At 60.4% G+C, this 6,974-nt stretch carries 6 protein-coding genes; 5 read left to right on the forward strand and 1 reads right to left on the reverse strand.

Annotated features, from left to right (window positions below):
• Positions 1–179: 179 nt before the first annotated feature.
• The 5 genes from gshA (at position 180) to tauD (ending at position 5,522) form a co-directional block, all read left to right on the forward strand.
• Positions 180–1,763: a glutamate--cysteine ligase gene (gshA, locus tag ACIPIN_RS20565; protein WP_401121468.1), complete on the forward strand. Its 1,584-nt coding sequence runs from the start codon at positions 180–182 to the stop codon at positions 1,761–1,763.
• 246 nt (positions 1,764–2,009) lie between these two features.
• Positions 2,010–2,987 (forward strand): taurine ABC transporter substrate-binding protein, encoded by a 978-nt coding sequence (gene tauA / locus ACIPIN_RS20570; protein ID WP_401121482.1) that lies wholly within the window; start codon positions 2,010–2,012, stop codon positions 2,985–2,987.
• A gap of 15 nt (positions 2,988–3,002) precedes the next feature.
• Positions 3,003–3,782, forward strand: a complete 780-nt coding sequence (tauB, locus tag ACIPIN_RS20575; RefSeq protein WP_401121470.1) for a taurine ABC transporter ATP-binding subunit — start codon at positions 3,003–3,005, stop codon at positions 3,780–3,782.
• A complete protein-coding gene (gene tauC / locus ACIPIN_RS20580) occupies positions 3,782–4,621 on the forward strand; it encodes a taurine ABC transporter permease TauC (RefSeq protein WP_401121473.1) in 840 nt (279 codons plus the stop codon). The genes tauB and tauC overlap by 1 nt, the downstream gene beginning before the upstream one ends.
• Positions 4,622–4,685: 64 nt before the next feature.
• The gene (tauD, locus tag ACIPIN_RS20585) at positions 4,686–5,522 is read left to right on the forward strand and encodes a taurine dioxygenase (protein WP_401121475.1); all 837 of its coding nucleotides are present in this window, start codon (positions 4,686–4,688) and stop codon (positions 5,520–5,522) included.
• Positions 5,523–5,691: 169 nt separating this feature from the next.
• On the opposite strand, the gene mgrA is transcribed toward tauD, so the two are convergent.
• Positions 5,692–6,729: an L-glyceraldehyde 3-phosphate reductase gene (mgrA, locus tag ACIPIN_RS20590; RefSeq protein WP_401121478.1), complete on the reverse strand. Its 1,038-nt coding sequence runs from the start codon at positions 6,727–6,729 to the stop codon at positions 5,692–5,694.
• Positions 6,730–6,974: the final 245 nt, after the last annotated feature.

The following is a 6,974-nucleotide window of genomic DNA, read 5'->3' on the forward strand; positions in this document are numbered from 1 at the left end:
CTGATACTCCCTCATCGCGAGCAAGCTCGCTCCCACAGGGATTGCGCAGTTTCTGAATGACCGGCATTAGGCCTGTGCGGCTCGAAAAAACCAGGCGAAAACGCCAGTTTCAACTTCACCCTTGTAGACCGTCCTGCCCACCCCCATATTGGGGCGACTGACGCGTGAAGGAATCCAACTTGAGCGAACTTCTCAACCGCCGCCTGGCTCTGCTCGGCGAGCGCGCTAACCTCTCTCTGCTCGAACAGTGCCTTCACGGCATCGAACGTGAATGCCTGCGCGTGACGGGCGAAGGGCGCCTGGCGCAAACGCCGCACCCTGAAAGCCTGGGTTCCGCGCTGACCAACGAGCAGATCACCACCGACTATTCCGAGTCGCTTCTGGAGTTCATCACGCCTGCCCTGCCGGATCCGGCGGACACGCTGAGCAGCCTCGACAAGATTCACCGTTTTGCCTACAGCAAGCTCGGCAACGAGTACCTGTGGAGTCCATCGATGCCGTGCCCGTTGCCGGCCGAGGAAGATATCCCGATCGCCTACTACGGCACCTCCAACATCGGTCAGCTCAAGTACGTCTACCGCAAGGGCCTGGCCCTGCGTTACGGCAAGACCATGCAGTGCATCGCCGGGATTCACTACAACTTTTCCCTGCCGGAAAAACTCTGGCCGCTGCTCAAAGAAGCTGAAGGCTTTGTCGGCACCGACCGCGACTATCAGTCGTCGGCCTATATCGCGCTGATTCGCAACTTCCGCCGCTACAGCTGGCTGCTGATGTACCTGTTCGGTTCTTCGCCAGCGCTGGACGCCGGCTTCCTGCGCGGTCGTTCCCATCAGTTGGAACAATTTGACGCCGAGACGCTGTACCTGCCGTACGCCACCAGCCTGCGCATGAGCGATCTGGGTTACCAGAGCAACGCGCAAGCCGGGCTGACGCCGTGCTACAACGACTTGAACAGCTACACCGACAGCCTGCGCAAAGCGGTGGCCACGCCGTACCCGCCGTACGTCGAAATCGGTACGCACCAGGACGGTGAGTGGGTTCAGCTCAACACCAACATCCTGCAGATCGAAAACGAGTACTACTCCAACATCCGCCCGAAACGCGTGACCTACACCGGCGAGCGGCCGATCCAGGCGCTGATGGCTCGTGGCATTCAGTATGTCGAAGTGCGCCTGCTGGACATCAACCCGTTTATGCCGATGGGCATCGACCTGCCGGAAGCCCGCTTCCTCGACGCATTCCTGCTGTATTGCGCGCTGAATGAAAGCCCGCTGCTGACCGCCACCACCTGCGGCAACGCCACCTCGAACTTCCTCAGCGTGGTCAAGGAAGGTCGCCGTCCGGGCCTGCAACTGCAACGGGACGGCCAGCCGGTAGACATGAAAGAGTGGGCCTTGGAGCTGCTGGAAAAAATCGCCCCGTTGGCTGCGCTGCTCGATCAGAGCCACGGCGGTGACGCTCACAGCACAGCCCTCGACGCGCAACTGGCGAAGATCAAGGACCCGTCCCTGACCCCTTCCGCCCAAGTGCTGGCGGCAATGACTGAACACAAGGAAAGCTTCGCCCGGTTCTCCCTGCGTCAGAGCCAGGCTCACGCCGAATTCTTCCGCAGCGAACCGCTGGCGGCCGAAGAGCAGGCGCGCTTTGAAGAGTTGGCGCGCTCGTCGCTGGCTCAGCAAACCGAGCTGGAGCAGAACGAAGTCGGCGATTTCGACGTGTTTGTCGGGTCGTATCAGGCGAGCATTCTGGCGATCAGCAATTAAATTGGAAGGTCCTGCGGACCTTATCGCGAGCAGGCTCGCTCCCACATTGGATTTTCGGTGTGACCACAATTGTGTGGGCAACACTGAACCCAGTGGGAGCGAGCCTGCTCGCGATGACCGCGCAGCAGTCGCTGTCAGGTTTTTCCACTCATAAGCTAATTCTAAAAAGTTATTTATTTTTGAATTCTTAGATCATTTAGTCTCATTACACGCCGAAACCCCGGCCGCCTGATGAGGACTTTCATGATGAAACTGCACTTCCCCCTACGCCTCCTGGCGGCCGCGTCCCTCGCTGCGGCGAGCTTCTTCGCCCAGGCGGCAGACGTCACCGTTGCCTACCAGACCACCGTCGATCCGGCGAAAGTCGCGCAGGCCGATGGCAGCTACGAAAAAGCCACTCACGCCAAAATCGACTGGCGCAAATTCGACAACGGTGCCGACATCATCGCCGCCATCGCCTCCGGCGACGTGCAGATCGGCTACCTCGGTTCCAGCCCGCTGACCGCTGCGATCACCCGCAAAGTTCCGGTCGAAACCTTCCTCATCGCCACTCAGATCGGCGCCGCCGAAGCACTGGTGGCCCGCGACGGTTCCGGGATCAAAACCCCGCAGGACCTGATCGGCAAAAAAATCGCCGTGCCATTCGTTTCCACTGGTCACTACAGCCTGCTGGCCGCACTCAAGCACTGGAACATCGACCCGTCGAAAGTACAGATCCTCAACCTCGCACCGCCGGCAATCATTGCCGCGTGGAAACGCGGAGACATCGACGCTACTTACGTGTGGGACCCGGCGCTGGGCGTAGCCAAGGAGAACGGCAAAGTGCTGATCACGTCTGGCGAACTGGCCAGGTTCGGCGCACCGACCTTCGACGCCTGGATCGTGCGCAAGGATTTCGCCGAGAAGCACCCGGAAATCGTCACCGCCTTCGCCAAAGTCACCCTCGACGCCTACGCCAACTACCGCAAAGACCCACAAGCCTGGCTGGCCGATAAGGGCAACGTCGACAAGCTGGTGAAACTCTCGGGCGCCAAGGCCAGCGACATTCCGTTGCTGCTGCAAGGCAACGTCTATCCGCTGGCGGCTGACCAGGTGATCACCCTCGGCGCGCCGACCACCAAGGCCATCACCGACACCGCTGCGTTCCTCAAGGAACAAGGCAAGGTCGAAGCCGTGCTGCCGGACTACGCCCCATACGTCAGCGCCAAGTACATCACCAACTGATCAGGAGTAACCGCGATGGCCTTGCTTCAGCTGGAGCGCATCAGCGCACAGTACCCCGGCGCTGCCGAACCGGTATTGGCGGATATTTCCTTAAGCCTTGGGCCTCAGCAATTGCTGGTCGCCCTCGGCCCGTCCGGCAGTGGCAAGACCTCGCTGTTGAACCTGATTGCCGGTTTCGTCGAACCCAGTGCCGGGCGCATCACCCTCGACGGCGTGCCGGTCAAAGGTCCGAGCGCCGAGCGTGGCGTGGTATTCCAGGACGACGCGTTGCTGCCCTGGCAGAACGTGTTGGCCAACGTTGGTTTCGGTCTGGAACTGGCCGGTGTGCCGCGTGATAAACGCGAAATCCGCGCCCGGGAAATGCTCGCACTGGTCGACCTTGCAGGATTTGATGAACGCCGCATCTGGCAGCTGTCGGGCGGCCAGAAGCAGCGTGTCGGCCTGGCCCGCACCCTCGCCGCCGACCCGCGCGTGTTGCTGATGGACGAACCTTTCGGCGCCCTCGACGCCTTCACCCGCGAACAGATGCAGGAACTGCTGCTGCAAGTCTGGCGGCGCACCGCCAAACCGGTGTTCCTGATCACCCACGACATCGAAGAAGCGGTGTTCCTGGCCACAGACCTGATTCTGTTGGCACCCAACCCTGGGCAAATCGTCGAGCATTTGAAGCTGGATTTCGGTCAGCGTTACGCGGCCGGTGAATCGGCTCGGGCGATCAAATCCGACCCGCGTTTTATCGAAACCCGCGAACACGTCCTTGCCCGCGTGTTCTCCCAACGGCAGGAGCGTGCCTGATGAGCAGTTATGAAATCCCGGCCGCCACGGTCAAAGTGTCCAGCCCTTCATCAGTAATTTCAGTCCGTCGCAGCCTCAGCACACGCTGGATCAGCCTGTTGACGCTGTTTACGCTGCTTGGTCTTTGGTGGACGGTGACCGCCAGTGGCCTGATCGAGCCCTTGTTCCTTCCGCCGCCGTCCGCCGTCCTGCAAAAAGGTTGGTTGCTGGCGACCACGGGCTACATGGACTCAACCCTCTGGCAGCATCTGGGCGCGAGCCTCAGCCGTATCGGCTTGGGTCTGGGCTTCGCCGTTTTGAGCGCCGTGCCGGCCGGTATCGCCATCGGCCATAACCGCATCGCGCGCGGTGTTCTCGATCCACTGATCGAGTTCTACCGGCCGATTCCACCGTTGGCCTATCTGCCGTTGATCGTGATCTGGTGCGGCATCGGTGAGCTGTCCAAGGTGTTGTTAATCTATCTGGCGATCTTCGCCCCGATCGCCATCGCCACCGCGACTGGCGTACGCACCGTCGACCCGGCCAAGTTGCGCGCCGCGCAGTCGTTGGGCGCGACTCGGGTCCAGCTGATTCGTCATGTGATTTTGCCGAGTGCCTTGCCGGAGATTCTGACCGGCGTGCGGATTGGTCTTGGCGTGGGCTGGTCGACGCTGGTCGCCGCCGAGCTGATCGCCGCCACCAGCGGCTTGGGCTTCATGGTGCAATCGGCCGCACAATTTCTGGTGACTGACGTGGTGGTGCTGGGGATTCTGGTGATCGCACTGATCGCCTTCGCCATGGAAATGGGCCTGCGCGCCCTGCAACGCAAACTGGTGCCGTGGCATGGCCAGGCGCATTGAGTATTCATGTGGGAGCGGGCTTGCTCGCTCCCACAGTCGACACCCCCGGATTGAAGAGAAAGCCATGAGCAGCCTGACCATCACCCCACTCAGCACCGCCCTCGGCGCGCAGATCAGCGGCGTCGATATCTCTCAACCGCTAAACCTCGAACAGCGCGATGCAATCGAGCAGGCGTTGCTCCAGCATCAGGTGTTGTTCTTTCGTGATCAGCCGATCAACCCGCAACAGCAAGCACGCTTCGCAGCGAATTTCGGCGACCTGCATATTCACCCGATCTACCCAAATGTGCCGGAACAGCCGCAAGTGCTGATCCTCGATACAGCCGAAACCGACGTGCGCGACAACGCCGTGTGGCACACCGACGTGACCTTCCTGCCGACCCCGGCCCTCGGTGCGGTACTCAGCGCCAAGCTGTTGCCCGAGTTTGGTGGCGATACGTTGTGGGCCAGCGGTATTGCGGCTTATGAAGCGCTGTCAGTGCCATTGCAACAACTGCTGCAAGGTCTCACCGCGACCCACGACTTCGTCAAATCCTTTCCGCTGGAACGCTTTGGAACTACGCCTGAAGCACTGGCTCAGTGGGAAGAAGCGCGCAAGAAAAATCCTCCGCTGTCGCACCCGGTGATCCGCACGCACCCGGTGAGCGGGCGCAAGTCGCTGTTCGTCAATGAAGGCTTCACGACGAAGATCAATGAGCTGTCGGAGACGGAAAGCGAGGCGATTCTGAAGTTGTTGTTCGCCCATGCTACCCGGCCGGAATTTACCATTCGCTGGCGTTGGCAGGAGAACGATGTGGCGTTCTGGGACAACCGCGTGACCCAGCATTTTGCCGTGGATGATTACCGGCCAGCGCGGCGGGTGATGCATCGGGCGACGGTGCTGGGGGATGTGCCGTTTTAAGCGCACACCTTCAGTTTCTTTACCGACAGGTATGGCCCCATCGCGAGCAAGCTCACTCCCACATTGGATTTGGGTTGACCACAAATCTGTGACCAACCTGAAACCCTGTGGGAGCGAGCTTGCTCGCGAAAGCAATCTGACAGGCGCCAGCAGATCTGGCGCCTGACACTTACTCCGCCGTCGACGGCTTCTCCCACAAATTGATCCCGCCTTCCTGGGCAAATCGGTCAATCTCCGCCAGTTCCTCAACGCTGAAGCTCAAATTCTTCAACGCCCCGACGTTCTCGATAATCTGCTCCGGGCGGCTGGCGCCGATCAGTGCAGAGGTCACACGTGGGTCGCGCAGGGTCCAGGCCAGAGCCATTTGCGCCAGACTTTGGCCACGGCGTTTGGCGATTTCGTTAAGGCCGCGCACAAGGGCGATGTTGGCATCGGACAAGTGCGAGGCCTGCAACGAACCACCCCCCGGACGATTAACCCGCGCATCGGCCGGCACGCCGTTAAGGTACTTGTCAGTCAACAGCCCCTGGGCCAACGGCGTGAAGGCAATCACCCCCGCGCCGAGTTCGTCGGTGGTGTCCAGCAGGTCCTTCTCCACCCAACGGTTGAGCAAGTTGTAAGCCGGCTGGTGGATCAGCAGCGGGACTTTCCACTCTTTCAGCAACGCAGCCATTTCGCGGGTTTTCGCCCCCGAATAGGACGAGATACCGATGTACAACGCCTTGCCCTGCTGCACCGCAGTCGCCAATGCACCAGCGGTTTCTTCCAGCGGAGTGTCCGGGTCGAAGCGGTGGGAATAGAAGATGTCCACGTAGTCGACACCAAGGCGTTGCAGGCTCTGATCGAGGCTGGCCAGCACGTATTTACGTGAGCCACCGCCCTGGCCGTAAGGGCCGGGCCACATGTCCCAACCGGCCTTGCTGGAGATGATCAGTTCATCGCGGTACTGCTTGAAATCTTCGCGCAGCAAACGGCCGAAGTTGATCTCGGCACTGCCGTATGGCGGGCCGTAGTTGTTGGCCAGGTCGAAGTGATTGATGCCCAGGTCGAAGGCAGTACGCAGCAAGGATCGCTGGGTATCGATCGGCGTGCTGTCGCCGAAGTTGTGCCACAGGCCCAGCGACAGTGCCGGCAGCACCAGCCCGCTGCGACCGACGCGGCGGTAAGGAATGGAGTCGTAACGATCAGCAGCAGCGGTGTAGGTCATCGAACCCTCTCTTGTTTTAAACGACGAAGTCGTCAGCGTTGCCCAGCATACGCTCAGGTAAACGCAGATAAACGTCGGACTCGACTAAATGCTGAAACGTTTCACAAACTTTCATCACTGACCTCAGGGGGATCAAAAGATCGCAGCCTGCGGTGTTGTGGTTCAGTTTTTTTGAACCGCTCTGTAGGAGCATTAGGCCGCTTGCTGCTCAAACAGCGCAGGCGGCAGGTGGTTCGAGGCGGAGT

The sequence above is a fragment of the Pseudomonas sp. NPDC087697 genome (genome assembly GCF_044743155.1).
Taxonomy (GTDB): Bacteria; Pseudomonadota; Gammaproteobacteria; order Pseudomonadales; family Pseudomonadaceae; genus Aquipseudomonas.

Excerpts from the sequence above, each read along its gene's own strand:
- tauA (WP_401121482.1), top strand. The coding sequence starts at position 2,010 with ATGAAACTGCACTTCCCCCTACGCCTCCTGGCGGCCGCGTCCCTCGCT.
- mgrA (WP_401121478.1), bottom strand. The coding sequence starts at position 6,729 with ATGACCTACACCGCTGCTGCTGATCGTTACGACTCCATTCCTTACCGC.
- tauD (WP_401121475.1), top strand. The coding sequence starts at position 4,686 with ATGAGCAGCCTGACCATCACCCCACTCAGCACCGCCCTCGGCGCGCAG.
- tauC (WP_401121473.1), top strand. The coding sequence starts at position 3,782 with ATGAGCAGTTATGAAATCCCGGCCGCCACGGTCAAAGTGTCCAGCCCT.
- tauB (WP_401121470.1), top strand. The coding sequence starts at position 3,003 with ATGGCCTTGCTTCAGCTGGAGCGCATCAGCGCACAGTACCCCGGCGCT.